The organism is Brevibacillus sp. FSL K6-2834, assembly GCF_038592925.1.
GTDB classification, from domain to species: Bacteria; Bacillota; Bacilli; order Brevibacillales; family Brevibacillaceae; genus Brevibacillus; species Brevibacillus borstelensis.
The window spans coordinates 4225122-4245261 of record NZ_CP151945.1 but is presented as its reverse complement, the minus strand read 5'-3'; the positions used below and the strand labels follow the sequence as shown (position 1 = coordinate 4245261).

The window sequence follows — 20140 nt, the reverse complement described above, 5'->3', positions numbered from 1 at the left end:
GCATTGCATCCAGCAGCGCCGTTCGGTTGACAGGACTTATATGTACGAGATAACGCGAGAAAGCTGGTGAACATGTGTTGAAAGCAGTTGTGTTTGATTGGGCGGGAACAATGATTGACTACGGTTGTTTTGCACCGCTCGCCGTATTTATCGAGGTATTCAAGCGACGGGGGATCGATGTCACGCCGGAGGAGGCCCGCGTGCCAATGGGCTTGCTGAAGCGCGATCACATCCGGGCGATCTGCCGGATGGAGCGGATTTGCACCCAGTGGGAAAAGCTCTACGGCAAGAAGCCGGACGAGACGGATGTGGACGCTCTGTATGCAGAGTTTGAGCCGATGATGGTTACCGTCTTGGAAAAGTATGCGCTGCCGGTCCCGGGAGCGGTGGAATTGGCAGAGCGGCTGGGCGAGCGCGGCTTGAAGATAGGCTCAACGACCGGTTATACCGCCGAAATGATGAAGATTGTGGCAGAAGCAGCCCGGGAGCGCGGATATGCGCCAGATGCGATTGTCGCTTCCGACGAAGTGCCCGCCGGCCGGCCGGAGCCATGGATGTGTTATGAAAATGCAAAGCTGCTGGGAGTCTATCCGATGAGCGCAATGGTAAAGGTAGGTGACACCGTAAGCGATATACGGGAGGGCAAAAATGCCGGCATGTGGACGGTCGGAGTCGTGAAAGGCGGGAGCGAGCTGGGCTGGTCGCGTGAACAGGTGGCAGAAGCCGATCCGGTCTTGCTTGCACAAAAAGCCGCGGAAGCAGCAGAGCGATTCAGACAGGCGGGTGCACACTTCATCATTGATGAAATCGGCAAATTGGACGAGGTGCTGGATGAAATCGAAGATCGTCTGGCGCGTGGTGAAAAGCCATGACAGCCAAGAAAAGCAAACTGCTCGCCAAAACAGAAAGCGGACCGGATAATCCATACCTGCTGCTGACGCCGGGACCGCTGTCCACCACGCCAAGCGTACGTGCCGCCATGCTCCGCGACTGGTGCACCTGGGACGACGATTACAACCAATTGGTCCAAAGCATTCGCCGCAGGCTTGTTTCACTGGCTGCCGCGAAGCCGGACGACTACACGTCAGTCCTGATGCAGGGCAGCGGAACCTTTTGCGTGGAAGCGGTGATCAGCTCGGCTGTGCCAAAGGACGGCAAGCTGCTTGTATTGACCAATGGCGCCTACGGAGACCGCATCGCCAAAATCGCAAACGTGCACGGGATTCCGATGGCGAGGATGGCCTTCGGGGAAATGGAGCCGGTGAACCCGGACAGCCTCGCGGAAAAGCTGGAACAAGATACGGCGATTACGCATGTAGCCGTCGTTCATTGCGAGACGACGACGGGGATGCTCAATCCGCTTGAACAAATTGCACATATCGTGAAGCGTTTCAACAAGATCCTGATCGTCGATGCGATGAGCAGCTTCGGCGGGATACCTCTCGACGCGGCAGAGCTGGGGGCTGATTTTCTCGTCAGCAGCGCCAACAAGTGCATCCAGGGCGTCCCCGGCTTTGGCTTTGTCATCGCCAAAACGGCGTCGCTAGAGGCGTGCAAAGGACAGGCACGCTCCCTCTCGCTCGATCTGTACGACCAGTGGGAAACGATGGAGAAGCACGGCGGAAAGTGGCGATATACCTCTCCGACCCACACCGTTCGGGCTTTTTATCAGGCACTCGTGGAGCTGGAGGAAGAGGGCGGCGTCGGAGCGAGAAACAAGCGCTATGCGGACAACCAGCGCCTGCTCGTTGAAGGAATGGAAGGCCTCGGCTTTTCCTGTCTGCTTCCGGCTCGCTGGCAGTCGCCGATCATCACCTCGTTTCGCTATCCCGATCACCCGGAGTTCCGCTTTGAAACGTTTTACGAACGCTTGAAACAGGCCGGGTTTGTCATCTATCCGGGGAAAATTTCGCAGGCGGAGACCTTCCGCATCGGGAATATCGGAGAAGTGTACGCCGAAGACATCGACAGATTGGTCCAGGCTGTTAAAGCCAGTATGTATTGGCGGTAAGAAGAGAGAGGCGGCCGTGGCCGCAATAAGGCAATGACTTGGCGAGGCCGCAGGAAATCGGCGGGACAGGGCCAGGAATCCTTGATTGTATCGCCCAATTCCTCTACAATTCTCAGAGAGGGGAAAAATGGAACTGAACGGGTACGATTCAATCGCGAGAGGGCCAAGGACGGAGAAAGGCTGTGCTGGCTTGTCTCGCAGAATCTGATAGAACGGGACAACATACAAAAAGAATTTCCGGATAAATGGTAGAGCGGGGCAGGGGGCGTAACGGCGTGTCGTTGAACGGAGAAGAACGGAAAAAAATCATACTTCAGCTGCTGGATGCACAGGGCAAGGTGCGCACCAATGATTTGGTGGAGGCGCTGCAGGTGTCTTCGGAGTCCATCCGTCGCTATCTGGAAGAGCTGGAGGCGGAAAAGAAGCTGAAGCGCGTGTACGGAGGGGCAGTGAAGCTGCGGCAGGAGAGGGCTGAGCCTTCCCATCTGTCGCGAGAGGTGCTCAGAGCCGAGGAAAAGAAGCGGATCGGACGAGCGGCGGCAGCTCTGGTGCAGGATCAGGATACGATCATTATCGATGAAGGAACGACGCCATTGCAGATGATCGAATTCCTCGTGGATAGAAAGGAGCTGGTCATTATCACCAGCTCGGTCACTGCTCTTTCCATGCTCGTAAGCTATCAAAATCAGGGACTTCTGTCCGCCGAGCTGTTTTTTCTCGGAGGCAAAGTGAACGCCAAGCACCACCGCGTTGCGGGCCCCTTCGCCGAGAGCATGATGAGCAATTTCTACGTGGACAAAGCCTTTTTGTCCGTTGACGGCATCATGATGGACAGGGGGATCACCTGCTACGAGCTGGAGAGGGCTTTGCTTGCCAAGCGGTATATCGAGCATGCCAGTGAAGTGATCGTCATGGCCGACCATTCCAAAATCGGTACGAGCACCCTGTGCCAGGTGTCCGATCTGTCTGCGATCGACATGGTGATCTGTGATGAAGCGGCGCCGGAGGAATGGCTGTCCGACCTTGAGATGAACCGTGTAGCATGGATAAAAGCGGAATAACAGGTAAACGAAATCAAAGAGACGTGGTATCCTGAAACTAGGAGACTTCGTCTTTTTCTTTGGGCCACGAACCGCGATGGGAGGAAGAGAGATGATAGACAGACTGGACCATCTTGTGCTTACCGTAGCAGATGTAGAGGCAACCTGTGCATTTTATGAAAAGGTGCTGGGCATGACGGTTGTGACGTTTGGCGGTGGGAGGTTTGCGTTGCAGTTTGGACGGCAAAAAATAAATCTGCATCAAGCCGGGCAAGAGTTTGAGCCCAAGGCCAACAAAGCTGTTCCGGGTTCTGCCGATCTTTGTTTGATCGCTTCTGTTCCGCTGGAGCAGGTCATGGCACATCTGGAGACGTGCGGAGTCCCGATATTGGAAGGGCCGGTAGACAGAACGGGTGCTGTCGGGAAGATCCGCTCGGTCTATTTGCGCGATCCCGATCAAAATTTAATTGAAATATCGGTTTACATAGAGGCCTAGCTGCAGGTCATTACGATCACAGCAGGACAGACAGAAAGGAACGGCTTGTAACCGGGGTGGAGTATGATCGTCCCAGCTCTATTACCCATGTTTTTCAGGCTGCATGAAATGGAGGCTTGAATCAAATGGCGGACGGAACAAACAGGAATATGGACAAAACGATTGCCGAAGTGGAAGCGGTACTGGGCAAGCACAGGCCGGGAATTATGGGAGAACAGGATTTCTCCCGTTTCGGCGTACTGGTCCCGCTGGTCAGAGGGGAAGATGGGCAATTGTGTGTGCTGTTTGAAAAACGGGCTGCAACGATGCGCAGACAAGCCGGGGAAATCTGCTTTCCCGGCGGCCGGATCGACCCGGAGGATGCGTCCGAGTGGGATGCCGCACGCAGGGAGACGAGCGAGGAGCTGGGATTGCCTCTGGAACAAATTCATTTCGTCGGCATGCTCGATACGCTGGTCACCCCTGCATCCTGTATATACCCCTTCGTTGGATTTCTGGATTCCCTTGAGGAGCTGCATCCGAATCCTGCGGAAGTAGGCGAAGTGTTTTTGGTGCCGCTGGCAGAATTGCTTGCAACAAGCCCTGATATCTACCAGGCGAAAATACGGGTCGAGCCTGGCCCGGATTACCCCTACCACCTCATACCGGGCGGAGAAGACTACCCGTGGCGGTTTGGCTCTGTATCCCACTACTTCTACCAGCTTAAGGGACGGGTCGTGTGGGGGATGACAGCACGGATTCTGACTCATTTTATCGATTTGCTGCGACGGGCAAAAGAGCTGGAATGACCAGAGAGGAGCGAGCATGTATGTGGACCGGCAACGAAGTGACAAGCAAACTCGGAATCAAACTGCCGATCATCCAGGCGGGGATGGCGGGAGGAACGACGACTCCGCAGCTGGTTGCAGCCGTCTCTCAGGCTGGCGGACTGGGCACGCTGGGAGCGGGCTATATGAGCGGCGAGCAGATTCGCACAGCGATTCGGGCCATTCGCGAACTGACCGACAAGCCATTTGGCGTCAATCTGTTCATTCCGGAAGAAGAGACAGGCAAAACAGTCCCGGGCGAAGCAGTCCGGCAGATTATGAATGAAACGAGGCGCCGTCTGGGCATCCCCGAGGACCCGGAGCTGGGAAAGGTAGCAGAGCCGTTTGAAGAGCAGATGGCCGCTGTGCTGGAAGAGCGGGTGCCTGTGTTCAGCTTTACCTTTGGCCTTTTGGACAAAAGATGGATGGCTGCGTGCAAGCAGCGCGGAATCGTCGTCATCGGCACAGCCACGACAGTACGGGAGGGCGTGGCCCTGGAAGCGAGCGGCGTGGACATGGTGGTTGCCCAGGGAAGCGAAGCAGGCGGGCACCGCGGCTCGTTTTTGCCGGATTCGCCGGACAATCTCGTCGGATTGATGGCGTTGGTTCCGCAAATGGCAGACCGGCTTTCCATTCCGGTCATTGCCGCTGGCGGCATTATGGACGGCAGAGGAATCGCCGCTGCCTTCATGCTGGGAGCGCAGGCCGCCCAACTGGGAACAGCGTTTCTGTTGACGGAAGAGAGCGGCGCCCATCGCTTGCACAAGCAGGCGGTGCTGTCGGCCAGTGACGAGGCAACGGTCCTGACCATGGCCTTTTCCGGAAAGGCGGCCCGCGGCGTAACCAATGAGTTCATGCAGCTGCTCGCCCCGTACACGGAAGAAATCCCGGCGTATCCGGTGCAAAACGCTTTGACCCGCGATATCCGCCAAGCGGCATCCAAGCAGGAGAGAAGCGAATTTCTCTCGATGTGGGCCGGGCAGGCCGGGGCGCTGGGCAGAGCGATGAGTGCGGAAGAGCTGGTGCGCAAGCTGGTGGAAGAGACGGAAGAATTGTTGGGGAAGCGGTGAGCCACCCTTTTTTGAGCTGTCAGCCGGCGGCGGATGCAAAATTGTAAGGATGGTGGCCGGTGTCCCGAAAGTCTCTCGGGTTCTCACTGTTGGACCTATCGGGCAAGGATTTATCGGACAACGAATACACGAATGGCTTCGCCGATTGACCAGGCGAAGCTTTTTTCTACTTTGTAAAAGTCTAATTTCGCTAACGCGATAGAGGGTGAAAGTATAAGTGCAACTAAGACCACGCCAAAAAGCTTGGCGTAGCCAAGTTTTCTAATTCCCTGCCGGCAAATCCGGCATACTCTCAGCCATCGGTCAATTGTTTCGCGGATGGTTATTGGTTACAATGGATTCGTTCTTGTGGACAGATTTACGGGAGACAAAGGAGACAAAGTCGATGAAAAAATGGCTCGGACTTATTCTTGTAGCTGGATTGGCCGTTTCGGCAGCGGCTTGCACGCCGGTAGAGAAGGCACCGGAGGCAGCCATGCAAGTGAAGCCGGTCGATTTATTTGCAGGCGATGCGCAAAAATTCAAACCGTTCTTGGGACTGATGTCCGGCGCGGTTCAAGTAAAATATCGCGGAAAGAGCAACGAGATCAAAACTACGCTGGAAGTATGGGAATACGGCAAAAAGACGCAGACCCTCGGAGAGCTTGGGGAAAGCATCAGGGACAAAGATGGAAAAGAGGGCAAAGAAGAGCAATACAGCTTTGACGGGGAAGCGATCTTTTCCGTAAAGGGCAGCCAGGGAGAGGACCCGAACAAGACGCATTATGAAATCACGGTTGCCCTCACCGATAAAAACGGCTCAACCAGCAGTCAGCTTGATTGGGTCGTGGATGCCAAGCAGGTCGCCAGCAGTCCGATCGAGCTGGCAGAAGAGCTGAATTTGCAGGAAGGCGAGCGTGCCGCGGTATGGGGCATGCAGGCGACTGATGAACAAGTCATCAAGACCGTTGATTTTACACCGGAATCATTAAAAAATGCGAAATGGGCATTGCTCGTTTTCATGTCGGCCGGGTCTGAGGAAACACCAGCGCCGTAGAGTTTTTTCCCCCTGTTTGTAAAGAAATTTCGACCTACCTGCCAAAAATTTTCAAATCTATAATGATCGTACAAAGGCAAAATCAGGAAAAAAGGGGGGTCTGAAGTGAAACAGGCAATGAAACATGCATGGAAACAGGCGGGAGCCCTGTTGTTGATGTCATCGATGCTGGTCGTCGCCGCCTGTAGCAGCGGCGGCGGTGCCAGCACAAGCACACAGCCGCAGGCGCCGGCAGGTTCGACGACACCTGCCGACAATTCTGGAAGCGCTGTCAAAAAGGAAGTCACCCTTTCGCTCAGACATACGCAAATCAAGGAGACCAGCAAAACAAGACTGAAGATTCTGGAAGATGTCGTCAAAAAGACAGAAGAAAAAAATCCGGGTCTGAAAATCGAGCTGGAAGGCATGGATGAAAACGTCAACCGCGATCAAAAGCTGAAGGCGGAGATGGCGGCAGGGAATCCGCCGAAAATCTTCGAGATGTTTGGCGGAGCCGATACGAAGCTGTACGTCAAGGCAGGAAGACTGCTTGATTTGACTGACTTTCTGGTCGAATCGGGCTTGAAAGACAAGTTTGTCAACCTCGAAGAGTTCACGGTCGACGGCCGCATCTACGGTCTGCCGATAGGCGGGTACGCCGAAGGATTTTTCTACAACAAAAAGCTGTTTGCCGAGCTGGGTCTCAGCGTCCCGAAGACATGGGATGAATTTATCGCTGTAAATGAAAAGCTGAAGGCAGCGGGAAAAGTGCCGCTTGCCCTGGCGGCCAAGGACGGCTGGGTCAACGCGATGCTGTTCAACACGATATTGGAACGAAATGCCGGGATGCCGGCCATCGAAGGGCTGGTCAGCGGCACCCACAAGTGGACTGATCCGGAAATGGTGAAGGCACTTTCCGACTATGCCTCCCTGGTGAATGCCGACTACTTTACCAAAGGGGCGCTCGGCTTGCCATACTCCGATCAGGGAGCCCAGTTCCTGCGCGGAGAGGCCGGCATGGTCTTCACCGGAAGCTGGGATGCCACTCGCTACAGCGGCGACGAGGCGGGCGATCTGAAAGGGCAGATCGGTTTCTTCCCCTTCCCGGCGGTCAGCGGAGGAAAGGGCGACCAGACCTCGATCAACGCTGGTTACTCCAACGGCTTCGGCTTCTCCAAAGACCTGACCGAGGAGCAAAAACAGATGGTCTATGCCTTTATCAAGGAGCATTTCAACGAAGAGGTGCAAAAACGGATGCTGGTCGAGGATCGGGTGCTCCCGTCGATGAAGCTGAGCGATCTGTCCGGTGCCGATCCATTGATTACCGAGGTCATCCAGACGATCAACAACGCCAGCAGCACCTGGAGAGCGTATGATGCTGTCGTGCAGCCGCCGGTCAAGCTTGCCGTGGAAAATTCCCTGCAGGAGCTGATCGGCAAGGTGAAAACGCCGGAGCAGGTAGCAGAGCGCCTGCAAAAAGAGCAGGACAAGGCCAATCAGAGCAAATAAGCATTCCAAAAGGCCATAAAGCAGCATGAAAAGAGGAGCCACTTCGCCCAGTCAAGTGGCTCCCTCTCTTACCCGATCATGCTTACTGGTGAATATGGAGGCATAAAATGAACAACGTGTTGACAAGGCCGTGGCTTTTTCTTATGTTTTTGCTACCAGCAATTGGGTTGTACGTTATATTTATGGGAATTCCGCTGGTACAGTCTCTCTATTACGCCTTTTTCCAATGGGACGGCGTGACGGAGATGACCTTTGTCGGACTGGACAACTTCGCCGGGCTGCTCGAAGATGAAGTATTTCGACGCTCCTTTTACAACAACGTGTCTTTCATCCTGTTCAGCACCTTCATCTCCATGCCGATCATCGTGGCTGTCGCTCTGCTCTTGAGCCAGGTGAGACGGTTTCAAACCTTTTACCGTACCGGCGTCTTTCTCCCGACCGTCCTCTCCACGGCGGTGGTAGGGGTCCTGTGGCTTTACATTTACCATCCGGACGCAGGGCTGCTGAACAATTTTCTGCGCCTGCTGAAGCTCGACTCCCTGACCCAGTATTGGCTGTCGGATCCCAAGTGGGCGATGATCAGCGTTTTGGTCGCCAATGCCTGGCAATGGACCGGTTTTTACGTCGTGCTGGTGCTGGCGGCGATACTGGGAGTGCCGCGTGAGCTGACGGAGGCGGCGGAGATTGACGGGGCCAATGCCTGGCAAAAAACGTGGTTTATCACGCTGCCGCTGATCCGGCCCGTCCTGGTGGTCATCTTCTTGCTCAATGTTTCCGGCTCGATGAAGGCGCTCGACATCATCATGGTGATGACAGAAGGCGGACCGTTCCAGACGACCGATGTGCTCGCCACCTACATGGTCACGAAGGCATTCCGCGAATACGAATACGGCTATGGAAGCGCGATTGCCGTCGTGATCTTTCTGCTCACGCTGCTGTTTGCCTGGATCATCCAGCGGGCCAACAAAAAAGAGCAGGAGGTGGAGCTCTGATGCGCACCTGGCTGTACCGCCGGAATGTCATTCCCCACATGCTTTTGACTGTATACGTCCTCGTCACCTTGTATCCGCTCGTCTGGCTGGCGATCTCGTCATTGAAGACGCAGCGGGAAATTACAGAAAGCCCCTGGGGACTGCCGTCGAGCTTTCAGTGGCAAAACTACGTGGAAGCGTGGAAGACGGCGAAAGTGAGCACGTATTTCTTCAACAGTCTCTACATCAGCACAGTCTCCTGCATCTTGATCGTCATCATCGGCTCGGCGGCGGCGTTTGCCATCACGCGGATGAATTTCCCCCGGTTGAGCAGATGGGTCTATCAGTTTTTTCTGCTCGGTCTGGTCGTTCCGGGCGGGGCGCTGCTCATCCCGCTCTACCGGCTGCTGCAGGAGATGAAGCTGATCGACACGCACTTGTCCCTGATTTTGATCAACGCCACATTCGCTCTGCCCGTCACGATCTTTATCCTGTCGGCTTTTATGAAGGCCATCCCGAGGGAGCTGGAGGAAGCGGCGATTGTAGACGGCTTGGGCGCGTTCGGCTTGTTTGTGCGGATCATCCTTCCGGTGACGATGCCGGCGATCGTGACCGTATTTATTCTCAACTTTATCAATGTGTGGAACGAATTCATCATGGCACTGCTGTTTCTCTCCAAGGAAACGCTGCGGACCCTCCCTGTCGGCATGTCCGTGTTCAAGGATGCGTTTCAGACAAACTACGCGCTGCTGTCCGCGGCGGTCATGTACAGTGTCGTGCCCGTCGTGATCGTGTACCTCTTTTTGCAGCGAAAAATCATTGAGGGGGTAACGGCGGGCAGCGTGAAAGGATAAGCCGTATGCTGCGTAACCTGCGCCATAAATTGATTGTCGCGTTTATCGGATTTATCATCATCCCGCTCTGCCTGCTCGGGGCAGTCACGTATGTTCTCTCGCAAAACGCCATTCAGCAGCGCTACGGCGAGCATACGGAAGAGACGCTGAAGGCTTTGGGCAGAAATCTCCAGTACGTTTTATCGGAGATTGGCAATGTCTCCGATGCCGGGATCACCAGCCCTGCCCTCCAGCCGTTTCTCACGGCCAACTCAACCTCGCAGGCCAACGAGCTTCTGGAGACGAACGAGGCGGAGATGGCACTGCGCCGCGTTTTTTTCATCCACCCGGCTGTGCAGTACGTAGCGTTGTACCGGCTCGATGGGCGCATGTTCAAAACGTTTCGCCCGCAGGGGCAGACGATTCCGTACGAGACATTTATCCATCATCCGATTGTCGGGCAGGTCATCGAGAAAAACGGCCACCCCGTGTGGATAGGTCCGTATGAACAGCCTGATCTGAGCGCAAACGACAAGGTATTTACGCAGGTGCGTCTCGTCAAGGACATGAACAACTTTGACGACAGGGCCATTCTTCTGATGGAAGTGAAAATAAACGAGCTGCACCGGATGTTTTCCCAGACGCCGCTGTCCTATCGGCAGAACGGCCGCTATCTGATCGCGAACAAGCAGGGGACGGTTCTGTACGATTCGCGAACGGAGCTGGGCGGCACCAACCTCTTGAGGTCAGCTCCGTTTCAGCCGGATCTGGAGTATCAGAGCTATCGGGGCATGCTGCAGGACGAGGACAGCCTCTTTTCTGTCTACAAGCTGCCTGCGAGCGAATGGTACCTCGTTTCCGTCGCTTCGTGGGCGACTGTCTCCCACGACAGTACGACGATTGCCCGCTGGGTCGGCGGGGTCTTGCTGCTTTCCCTGATCGCCGCACTCCTTTTCAACATGCTGTTCGTCAACAGAATCACCCAGACGATCATTCAGATCGTGCGTTTGATGAAGCGGGCCGAGCGGGGGGACCTCACCGTTCGGGCAAAGCCGTCCGGGGACGACGAGCTGACGAGGCTGGCCGGAGGGTTCAACAGCATGGTCGGAACGATCCAGCATCTGCTGGAGGAGGTGAAGCGGGAGCAGGAGCGAAAAAAGCGGGCGGAGCTTGCACTGCTTCAGGCACAGATTCACCCGCATTTCCTGTTTAACACGCTGGAGTCGATCAATGTACTGGCGATCCAGAATGAAGGGCACAGGGTAAGCCAGATGATTTACCGGCTGGGCAATATTCTCCGCATCAGCATCAGCGACCGGGAGCACATCCCGATCAGGCGCGAGCTGGAGCATTTGCGCAGCTATCTGGAAATTCAATCGTTCCGGTTTGAAAATCTGTTCTCCTACGAAATTCAGATACCTGTTCATTTGTATGAGTACTCGATCCTCAAGCTAACCCTGCAGCCGCTCGTAGAAAACAGCATCCAGCACGGCTTCGAGGGAATCAGCCGGCCCGGATTCATCTCCATTACAGCGGAAGAGAGACAGGACTCGATTGTTCTCACTGTCCGCGACAACGGCAAGGGAATGACCGCAGACCAACTGGCCCTGCTGGCTGAGTCCGGCATGAGGAAGCAAGCGGAAGGGCAGGCAAAGGGGGCTACAGACGGCCGTCTGGCGAGGGACCGGAACGCGGAAAATGTCTCTTTGCAGGGACGCTCGGACCGCCGGGGCCTGGGCGTGGCCAACGTCGCTGACCGGATACGGATTTCCTATGGAAGGGCGTACGGACTCTTTCTGTGCAGCATGCCGGGCGAAGGGACGACGGTGCGGTGCGTGATTCCGAAGTACAGTCAGGAGGAGTTGCATGAGGCTGAACGTCATGCTGGTGGATGATGAGATTCATATTCTGAAAAATTTGAACATGGTCATCCCGTGGGAGATGCTGGATATGCAGGTCGTCTCCCTGGCGCAAAACGGGGCCGAAGCATGGGCCGCCTTTCAGGAGCATCGGCCTGATCTGATTTTGTCCGACATTCGCATGCCGATCATGGACGGAGTCTCTTTGGTCAAGGAAATTCGCGACGCGGGAGAGGCGTGCGAGGTGATCATGCTGACGGGCTTCACCGATTTTGAGTACACCCGCTCGGCGATCCGCTACGGTGTCAAGGACTACATCGTCAAACCGATCAACTATCAGGAGCTGCATGAGGTGATCGAGAGGGTAGGCGGGGAAATCCGCCAGCGCAAGCAGGCCCGCTTGCTGGAGGAAAAAGTGTGGCGGGAGTTTACCGAGCTGGCCAAGCAAAAGTACTTGTTCGATGCGCTGATGGGGCAAGCGGCAGGGCATAGCCATTACACAATCACGGGGAAAACGCAGACGTGGGGGGAGAAATATGCAGTGTTCGTCGCCGATCTGGACGATTACCCGCAGCTTGCTCGTCACTGGAGCCATGAGGAACGCAACCTGTGGAATTTTTCCGTGCAAAACGTGCTCCGCGACAGCTTTTCCTCGGTTGTGGGAAAAGAGAGTGCCTTGGTCCTGACAATGCGCGAGGGCGAATGGTGTTTGCTGGCGTTGAGAGAAAGTCCACTGGAGGAAGCGGAGATACGCTCCTGGGCAAGCCGCCTGCAAAAGGCCGTCTCCCAACACCTCGCTTTCTCGATCAGCGTCGGCTACTATACGGAAATTGTTGCCGTGCCGGAGCTTTCCGCTGTCTACCAGCAGGTGAAAAAAGCGATTCACTTCGATCTCGCACGTCACGAGAAGGCGATTTTTGCTGTAGAGCCGGAGACATCGCAAGAAAGCGCCACCGGGTATAACTGGTGGAGTCTTCTCGAAGAGCTGCTGTCCGGTTTGAAGCGGCATGACCTGGCCTCGATCAAGCGGACGCTTTCCCGCATGCGAGATGACCTGCAGCCTACGTCCAGATATTCGCTGACGCGGACGGAGCAAATCCTGCGCTATTATCTGCTCCATCTGGTGCGGGAGATGAAGGACATGCAGATTATCACCGGACAGCTTGAGGAGCTGGTCTGGATGAAGCTGGAGCGGGCGCAGGGGATCAGGGAGCTTTTGCAGGTCATTCATCAGGTCCTGGAGGACAGCATCCGGGAAAGCGTAAAAAAGAAGACCGGCGACGTGCTGATGATCAGGGCGATGGAATACATCCAAAAGCACCTCACCCGGGATTTGGGCGTAGAAGAGGTGGCCGGGCATCTCGGCATCAGCTCCAGCTACTTCAGCCTTTTGTTCAAGCAGCATACGCGGCTCACTTTTGTCGAGTATTTGACACAGCAGCGAATGGAGCGTGCCCGTTTTCTCCTGTCCATGAGCGGAAAAACCATTCATGAAATCAGCCGGGAAGTGGGCTATCCGGACCGGCGGTATTTTTCCAAAGTATTTCAAAGGAACATCGGACTTACGCCGTCGGAATACCGCGAGCAGGCAGCACAAAAAGAATGAGGGAGTGGAGCGAAATGAGAACGATCGGAGATTTGAGCTTGCGAGAAAAAATCGGACAAATGCTGGTGTGCGGCTTTGACGGCCACCAACCGACGGACGGGATTCGCGACTTGATCCGGCAATACGGGCTGGGCAACATCATCTACTTTAGCCGCAATGCCGGCTCGGTAGAACAAGTGCACAGGCTTTCAAGCGAGCTAAAGCAGTGGGCGGCAGAGCACAGCGACATTCCGCTGGGCATCGCAATCGATCAGGAGGGCGGGATGGTAACCCGTGTGACGAACGGAGTCACGCCCTTGCCGGGAAATATGGCCATTGGAGCTACCCGGGATGAGTCTGCCGCTTTTGAATTGGCCAGGATTAGCGGAAGTGAACTTCGTTTATTAGGCATAAATATAAACTTTGCTCCCGCAGTGGATATCAACAATAACCCGCTCAATCCCGTGATCGGCGTCCGCTCCTACGGGGAAACGCCGGAGCTGGTGAGCAGGATGGGGGTTGCGGCGGTTCGCGGCTTCCAGTCGGCGGGGATCGCGGCGACGGTGAAGCACTTCCCCGGACATGGGGATACGAGCGTGGACTCGCATTTTGACATACCAGTTCTCCCGCTTGATCGCAAGCGCTTGGAGCAGCTGGAGCTGGTGCCGTTCAAAAAGGCGGTGGAAGCGGGAGTAGACATGGTGATGACAGCGCATATCGTGCTGCCCGAAATCGAGCCGAAGAAGCTGCCGAGCACGTTGTCTCCCGCAGTCATTACCGGTATTTTGAGAGAAGAATGGGGCTATGACGGCATCGTGATTACCGATTGCCTGGAGATGGACGCGATCGCGGCTCATTACGGTGTGGGGCCGGCTGCCGTTATGGCCGTGGAAGCAGGAGTCGACCTGGTCATGGTCAGCCATCGGTACGACCGTCAGCGGGAAGCGTTTGAGGCCCTGCTGCAAGCCGTTATAGACGGCAGAATCTCTGAGGAGCGCATCGACCGATCCGTCACGAGAATCTTGCGGCTCAAGCAGCAGCGAAAGATGGAGGAGGCCATGCTTCCCTGGGAAGCTGTCGAACCCCGGCTGGAAGCAGCGGAAGAGCGGCGGACTGCCGAGCGGATCAGCGAGCAAAGCATCACGGTCGTAAAGGATGAAGGGAAGAACCTGCCGCTGCGGAGAGGAGCGGACACATGCGTCATCTGGCCGGTGGTCAGGGCGGCCAACGACGCGGACGAACGCTACGCGGACAAGGAGACGCTCGCTTCTTACCTGAGCAGTATGGGGATGCAGATTGTTGAAAACGTCGTAGCGACGAACCCGACACCCGAAGAGATCGCACAGGCAGTCGCCTCCAGCAAAGGCTTCGGGCAGGTCATCGTCGCCACGTACAATGCCGCCTTTTTCCCCGGGCAATCCAAGCTGGTCGACGAGCTGCTCGCCGTCCACGGGAAACGGCTGATCGTCGCAGCCATTCGCAATCCGTTTGATTACTCCCTCTTTCCCGAGGCGGGGACGTATGTATGCAGTTATGAAAGCAGACCGCTCGCCATGCAATCGCTGGCACGGGTGCTCACGGGCCGCGTTTCGCCGACGGGAAAGCTGCCGGTCACGCTGTCGACAAACTTTGCCTTCGGCTGGAGAGGGTAGTTGCGTTACAATAGAGGAGGACAAGGATCGATGAACGAATTTCAAGTCAGAGCGATTACACCGGAAGACAGGGGATGGCTGGCGGGCTTTTTGGAACAGCAGTGGGGCAGTCCGCAGATGGTCTACGGGGATCAAGTGTACCATTGCGACCAGCTTCCTGGTTTTGTCGCCCTGTACGGGGAAGAGACAGCGGGCTTGGTTACGTATACAGAGACAGGGGACGGCTGGCAGATCGTCTCTCTGGACAGCCTTCGCGAGGGAATGGGGATTGGCAGTGCCCTCATGCTCGCGGTAGAGCGGGCGGCTGCGCAAAACGGAATAAAGCGGATATGGCTTTTGATGACCAATGACAATCTGAACGCGCTGCGTTTTTATCAAAAGCGGGGCTACGAATTGGTCGCGGTACGGCGAAACGCTGTAGAGCAGGCGAGAAGGCTGAAGCCCTCTATTCCCGTGATGGGCACGGACGGCATCCCTTTGCGCGACGAGATTGAGCTGGAAAAGCCGTTGAAGCTGGAATAACTGATAAAGCCGGAACAGCTCATGAAGCTGGAGTTACCGTTTAAGCCGGAACAGCTCATGAGGCTGGAATACCCGGCGAGGATTGGCAAACCGTTTGCTTCCCCGTCAGTCGCAAGTCGCTCACAAGGCAGAAATCGTCTCAACACTAGCAGCATTCGCATGGAGGGATACACAATGTCAGATAGATTTGCCCTGCGGGGAAGGGTAATAACAAACGGACAGGACATCCTGGACGGACTGGTCGTGGTGAATGGCTCTGTCGTTGCGTACGCCGGAACGGCAGACGGGTACGGAGAGGAATGGCCGGAGCAAGTGGAGCGGGTGGAGAACGGCTTTATTTGCCCGGGCTTTGTGGATATGCATATGCACGGGATTGCCGGCAGCGACACGATGGACGGGACCCCTGAAGCGCTGCAGACGATTTCCCGTGCGCTGGCGGGCTATGGCGTCACTTCGTTTTTGGCGACCACGATGACCGCTCCTTATGCTGATTTGGAAAAGGCGATCCGCAATGTGGTGGCAGTATCTCGGCAGGGAATGGACGGAGCATCCATCGTCGGAATTCATCTGGAGGGGCCGTGGATCAACCCGAGGTACAAAGGAGCGCAAAAAGAGGAAAATATCGCAGTCCCCAAGCTGGAAGATGTTCGTCGTTTGCACGAGCTGGCCGATGGTCTTATGAAAGTAGTGACGATCGCACCGGAACAGCCCGAGGCGACCGAAGCGATTCAATGGCTGAAGGAGCAGGGGGTCGTCGTTTCCGCCGGGCATACCGGCGCCAGCTTCGACCAGGCAGGGAAAGCCGTGGAGAGCGGCGTCTGCCACTTCACCCACTGCTTCAATGCGATGACGGGTCTGCATCACCGCGAGCCGGGAGTCGTCGGCGCGGCCATGTACCACGAGCAGCTGAGCACCGAGCTGATCGCTGATGGCGTGCATGTGCATCCAGCCGTTATGCGGATTTTGTACCGCGTCAAATCGGCGGCGCGGCTCGCGCTGGTCAGCGACTCCATGCGCGCGGCCGCATTGGGCGAGGGCACGTACGATCTCGGCGGACAGGAAGTGCATGTCCGCGGTGCGGAAGCCCAACTGGCAGACGGTACCCTGGCCGGGAGCATCCTGACGCTGAACCGCGCCGTGCAAAACATGGTCGTGCTGTCGGGAGTGCCGCTTGCAGAAGCAGTGGCGATGGCATCGGAAACGCCTGCCAACATCCTTGGGCTTGGCACGCAGAAAGGAAAGCTGCAAGCCGGGTTTGACGCAGATCTGGTCGTGCTTGGGGACGATTTTGAAGTGCAATCTACTTATGTAAGCGGAAGGCTTGTTTATCGGGTGCAAAAGTAGAGTGACTGGGCGCTGTTTCCCTTTCTGCTTGGTAAGAGATTGCAGTCCAGTGATTAGCTTAATAGATAACAGTGAAAGACCGCCTAACTTATTAAGCTAAAGGCGGTCTGTTTTTGGGTAAAAATAAACTTTTAGATTTATATATTAACATTAGTCCAATATAGCCTAACTTCGAATGAGTGAAAAAAACAAGACTTGTGCATTCTTGATTAAGGCTCTATTTCGTTTTCAGACGTAAATTGCAGTAGTGTCTGGGCAAAGGTTTCAAAAATCTTATAAAGGCTACTTTATACTCGGAGGGATGCGCGAAACGACTGAAATTGCAAAATAATGACCAAATATGGATTATTATGTAACATTCTCTCTTTTGCAACGTTAATGTAAATAGGAGGTGGTATCTACTATGTAATAACAATATGTTAGAGAATTAAAAAATATTAATTACGAAAGGTGGTAGCAAGATTAATGAAAAAATTTTTATCGTTAGGTTTAGCTCTCTCACTTGCGGTTGTTGGTAATTTTACTTTAATTGAAGGTGCATCTGCTAAAATATGTGACAACGACCCTACGTCAAGTTCAGGTTGCACCCATAATTACGATGGTTCTTGGACCTATAAAAGTGGCCAGTCAGGTAGTTATAACAAGGATCATCGCGTAATTTCAGAGCGAGGAGGTACTTGGTATGAATGGGGGATGGGGAGTCTACCAGCAGGACGTGCAACATTAGAAGTATACTTAGCAAATGCTGATTTCACAAATAGGGAAGCTATGTACTATATATTGCACCAAGGTTTGACATATGAGGAATATGTTGGTTCAGTCAATCAATATTCAGCTAGATCGGGTTGGAATGAAGTGGGGACCATGAGGCTAGATTCGGGTAAGACATGGGTTATTTTATATGGTAAGGATGAGAGTGGAAGATCAAATACCCAAACAGGTGCTGACGCTGTTTCTCTGTGATAAAAACGAATATAAATGAAAGGGAGGTTTTAACAGATGAAAAAGAAATTTGTAGCCATTCTTGCAACTTCCTTAGTAGGTCTTGGATTGACTGGATTTTATACACTGAAAGGGACTGCAGCGGAATCTACATCAAACGAAAGTAGTCAACAATACTCTTCACTTGAGGCGAACTCCACTAGTCATTCCTTGGTTTCCGTTCAAAATAAAATGCTGAATGCAATTGATCATTATCAAAGTGCTACAGGTTCTTACAGGGCTATACTGACGCCAATTGGCGTGGATGAGATAGTAGATTTTGAGGTTTATCGGGGAGCAAATCCTCGAAGCCATGTCAAAGTAATGGACAACAAGAGCAAAGTACTTAAGGAAACAGCTTTTGACGGAAACATGTTCATGTCGATTAATCATACCAATAAAACATATTTACAAAACAAAACAGCAACTCAACAGCAGACTGTGGCACTCGGCCAAAACACTCCTCGCTCATATAAAAATGATCAAGGAGAATTGGTATTCGTAAAAAGGCAGGACCCCGCTTTCTCAGGGGTGGCAAATGATGTATTATTCCCTCAAGACTATGCGTTTTGGTTAACACCTGACAATCATAAAGTAGTAGGAGAAGAAAAACTGTTAAATCGTACTTCAATCGTCATTGAAGGGGAGCATGACGATCCAATTTTGGCTGAAAAACATCAATCTACCCATTTTAAAATGTGGATAGATAAAGAAACGGGAGTATTGCTAAAATTAGTAGAGACAAATAGTAAAGATGAAGTTACGAACTCCATAGAAGTCCTTTCTATCGAGTTTGATAAACAGCAAGATGTTTCATCCTTGTCCAAAATGCAAGCTGTTCCTTCTGACTATAAAGATGTTTCGAAAAAGTTGAGGGATCGTGAAAATAGAGAGCAGAAAAAATCCGAGAAGGAAAATGAAAATTGAGTACGGAGATCATTTAGTAGGGCAGTTCCAAAAGTCTATCTGATGTAGACGAAAGGGACTGCCCTTTCTTCAGTGCGTAGGAGCTAGGCTTCCCTAAGAGTAGTTAGCCAGTTTTTTAAATCAAAACTACATACAAAAACACTTTTAATCCACGCTTTGTTTTTTCGTTGATTCACTACTCCTCTCCCTCCAAACCTGCTCCAGCCCCATCACAATCATCGTCCCAAACAACAGCCCGTTGCCCAGCGTATACCGGATGACCGACGGCAGCTCCTGAAAGACAGACGGCGGGAAAAACATCGAGCCTACACCAAAGAGCAGGCCGATCCCGATGATGGTCAGGCGGCGCTGGTCGAGCTGTGTCTGGACGAGCGATTGCAGGCCGATGCCGACCATCTGGACAAAGGAGGCGAGTACCGCCGCATACGCGACCGGGCCGGGAAGCATGGTCAGCAGCCGGATCACGCCGGGGAAGAAGGCAGCAGCAGCCATGATCAGGCAGGCCAGGAGAAACGGAATGCTGCTCCTTTGACCAGTGAGCCGAACGAAGCCGGCCGAGCCGGATAGAGGCACCATTCCAACTGTCGAGAAAAGGGCGGACAGCAGATGGGAAAAACCGCCGACTACCGAGCTGCGGGAAAGCTCCGCAGGCTCCAGTCCGGGCGTTCCCGTTTGCACCTGCTTCATCGCCGCGATGCTGGCGAAGGTGTTGGACAGCAGGATCATGACGATCAATATACTCGATGCGGCCATGCCCGGATCCCACAGCGGAGCTCCCCAGGCGAGCGCTTCGGGAACCTGGAGCAAGGTCTCGGCAGGGGCCGGATGCTTCCATATGCCCGCTATGTAGAAGGCCACGCAGCCCGTCAGGATGCCGATCAGAACCGCATAGCTTTTCACCCAGCCCTTTCCGCGAAAAGAGAGAACGAGGACTGTGGAAAAAACGAGAAGAGCGAGCAGTGCCGACGTCCAATTCGCTTTCGCCGGATTGCCGCTCACACCGGCCATTCCCTGCAAAAACGTTCCGCTTACCTGCAAGGCGAGCAGAAGCAGGTATACCCCCGATACGAGCGGAGTAAACAAGGGAAGCATGCGGCGCACCAGTCCGGTCACCCCGAACAGGATGAGCAGTACGCCTGCCGCGATCATGCCGGATTCCAAAAGCTGGAGCGTTTCGGATACATTGGCGCCGGTACGGACAGCGGTCTCTCCCATGATGATAAAGACGACGAGCCAGGTGCCAGCCGGTCCATCCACGATGGGGAACCGGTGGCCGAGCCAGCCCTGCAAAAAGGAACTGATCCCGACGATAAAAAAGGTCCGCTGCATCAGTCCGGCAATGTCCGGATCGGGCAGATGAAAGACTTGGCCGATAACGATAGGAAGGGCGACTGCATTGGCCAGTAAAAATACCAGCCATTGCAGCGCCCCGATCCCGTGGTTTAATCCTTGTTTGTTCATGTTCACTTTAGCTTATCTCCGTTTAGTTGAATTTGATTATTCGAATCGTTCGGTATGT

At 54.3% G+C, this 20140-nt stretch carries 18 protein-coding genes; 17 read left to right on the top strand and 1 reads right to left on the bottom strand.

Annotation, left to right across the window (positions count from 1 at the left end):
* Positions 1–74: 74 nt before the first annotated feature.
* The 17 genes from phnX to NST96_RS20895 all read left to right on the top strand — a co-directional run bounded on the left by phnX (position 75) and on the right by NST96_RS20895 (position 18621).
* Positions 75–872 (top strand): phosphonoacetaldehyde hydrolase, encoded by a 798-nt coding sequence (phnX, locus tag NST96_RS20975; protein WP_340701494.1) that lies wholly within the window; start codon positions 75–77, stop codon positions 870–872.
* On the top strand, positions 869–2011 hold the full coding sequence (phnW, locus tag NST96_RS20970; protein ID WP_340701493.1) for a 2-aminoethylphosphonate--pyruvate transaminase: 1143 nt from the start codon (positions 869–871) through the stop codon (positions 2009–2011). Before phnX ends, phnW begins: the two co-directional genes overlap by 4 nt.
* A gap of 275 nt (positions 2012–2286) precedes the next feature.
* Positions 2287–3072, top strand: coding sequence for a DeoR/GlpR family DNA-binding transcription regulator (locus NST96_RS20965; RefSeq protein WP_024983910.1), 786 nt, complete (start codon positions 2287–2289; stop codon positions 3070–3072).
* A 91-nt stretch (positions 3073–3163) separates the two neighbouring features.
* Positions 3164–3547, top strand: coding sequence for a VOC family protein (locus tag NST96_RS20960; RefSeq protein WP_024983911.1), 384 nt, complete (start codon positions 3164–3166; stop codon positions 3545–3547).
* 125 nt (positions 3548–3672) lie between these two features.
* Positions 3673–4335 carry a CoA pyrophosphatase gene (locus NST96_RS20955; protein WP_342404455.1) on the top strand — a complete coding sequence of 221 codons (663 nt, stop codon included), beginning with the start codon at positions 3673–3675 and terminating at the stop codon, positions 4333–4335.
* A gap of 20 nt (positions 4336–4355) precedes the next feature.
* Positions 4356–5423: a nitronate monooxygenase gene (locus NST96_RS20950; protein ID WP_039070493.1), complete on the top strand. Its 1068-nt coding sequence runs from the start codon at positions 4356–4358 to the stop codon at positions 5421–5423.
* Between the two features lie 385 nt (positions 5424–5808).
* Positions 5809–6459, top strand: a complete 651-nt coding sequence (locus tag NST96_RS20945) for a hypothetical protein (RefSeq protein WP_031931873.1) — start codon at positions 5809–5811, stop codon at positions 6457–6459.
* 105 nt (positions 6460–6564) lie between these two features.
* Positions 6565–7947, top strand: coding sequence for an extracellular solute-binding protein (locus NST96_RS20940; RefSeq protein ID WP_342404451.1), 1383 nt, complete (start codon positions 6565–6567; stop codon positions 7945–7947).
* 182 nt (positions 7948–8129) lie between these two features.
* Entirely contained in the window at positions 8130–8939 is an 810-nt protein-coding gene (locus NST96_RS20935; protein ID WP_340701491.1) for a sugar ABC transporter permease, read from the top strand.
* A complete protein-coding gene (locus NST96_RS20930) occupies positions 8939–9772 on the top strand; it encodes a carbohydrate ABC transporter permease (RefSeq protein WP_039070490.1) in 834 nt (277 codons plus the stop codon). The genes NST96_RS20935 and NST96_RS20930 overlap by 1 nt, the downstream gene beginning before the upstream one ends.
* Positions 9773–9777: 5 nt before the next feature.
* Positions 9778–11646: a sensor histidine kinase gene (locus NST96_RS20925; RefSeq protein ID WP_342404447.1), complete on the top strand. Its 1869-nt coding sequence runs from the start codon at positions 9778–9780 to the stop codon at positions 11644–11646.
* Positions 11618–13216: a response regulator gene (locus NST96_RS20920; RefSeq protein ID WP_031931871.1), complete on the top strand. Its 1599-nt coding sequence runs from the start codon at positions 11618–11620 to the stop codon at positions 13214–13216. The genes NST96_RS20925 and NST96_RS20920 overlap by 29 nt, the downstream gene beginning before the upstream one ends.
* A gap of 14 nt (positions 13217–13230) precedes the next feature.
* Positions 13231–14847 carry a glycoside hydrolase family 3 N-terminal domain-containing protein gene (locus NST96_RS20915; protein WP_342404444.1) on the top strand — a complete coding sequence of 539 codons (1617 nt, stop codon included), beginning with the start codon at positions 13231–13233 and terminating at the stop codon, positions 14845–14847.
* Positions 14848–14877: 30 nt separating this feature from the next.
* Positions 14878–15369, top strand: coding sequence for a GNAT family N-acetyltransferase (locus NST96_RS20910; protein WP_342404442.1), 492 nt, complete (start codon positions 14878–14880; stop codon positions 15367–15369).
* 174 nt (positions 15370–15543) lie between these two features.
* Positions 15544–16713 carry an N-acetylglucosamine-6-phosphate deacetylase gene (gene nagA / locus NST96_RS20905; RefSeq protein WP_342404440.1) on the top strand — a complete coding sequence of 390 codons (1170 nt, stop codon included), beginning with the start codon at positions 15544–15546 and terminating at the stop codon, positions 16711–16713.
* A 465-nt stretch (positions 16714–17178) separates the two neighbouring features.
* A complete protein-coding gene (locus NST96_RS20900) occupies positions 17179–17676 on the top strand; it encodes a hypothetical protein (RefSeq protein ID WP_141334132.1) in 498 nt (165 codons plus the stop codon).
* Between the two features lie 36 nt (positions 17677–17712).
* Complete coding sequence (locus NST96_RS20895; protein ID WP_024983923.1) at positions 17713–18621, top strand: hypothetical protein; 909 nt, start codon at positions 17713–17715, stop codon at positions 18619–18621.
* Positions 18622–18765: 144 nt separating this feature from the next.
* Here the strand turns inward: NST96_RS20895 and NST96_RS20890 are convergent, their stop codons facing one another.
* On the bottom strand, positions 18766–20082 hold the full coding sequence (locus tag NST96_RS20890) for a purine/pyrimidine permease (RefSeq protein ID WP_251247451.1): 1317 nt from the start codon (positions 20080–20082) through the stop codon (positions 18766–18768).
* Between the last annotated feature and the right edge of the window lie 58 nt (positions 20083–20140).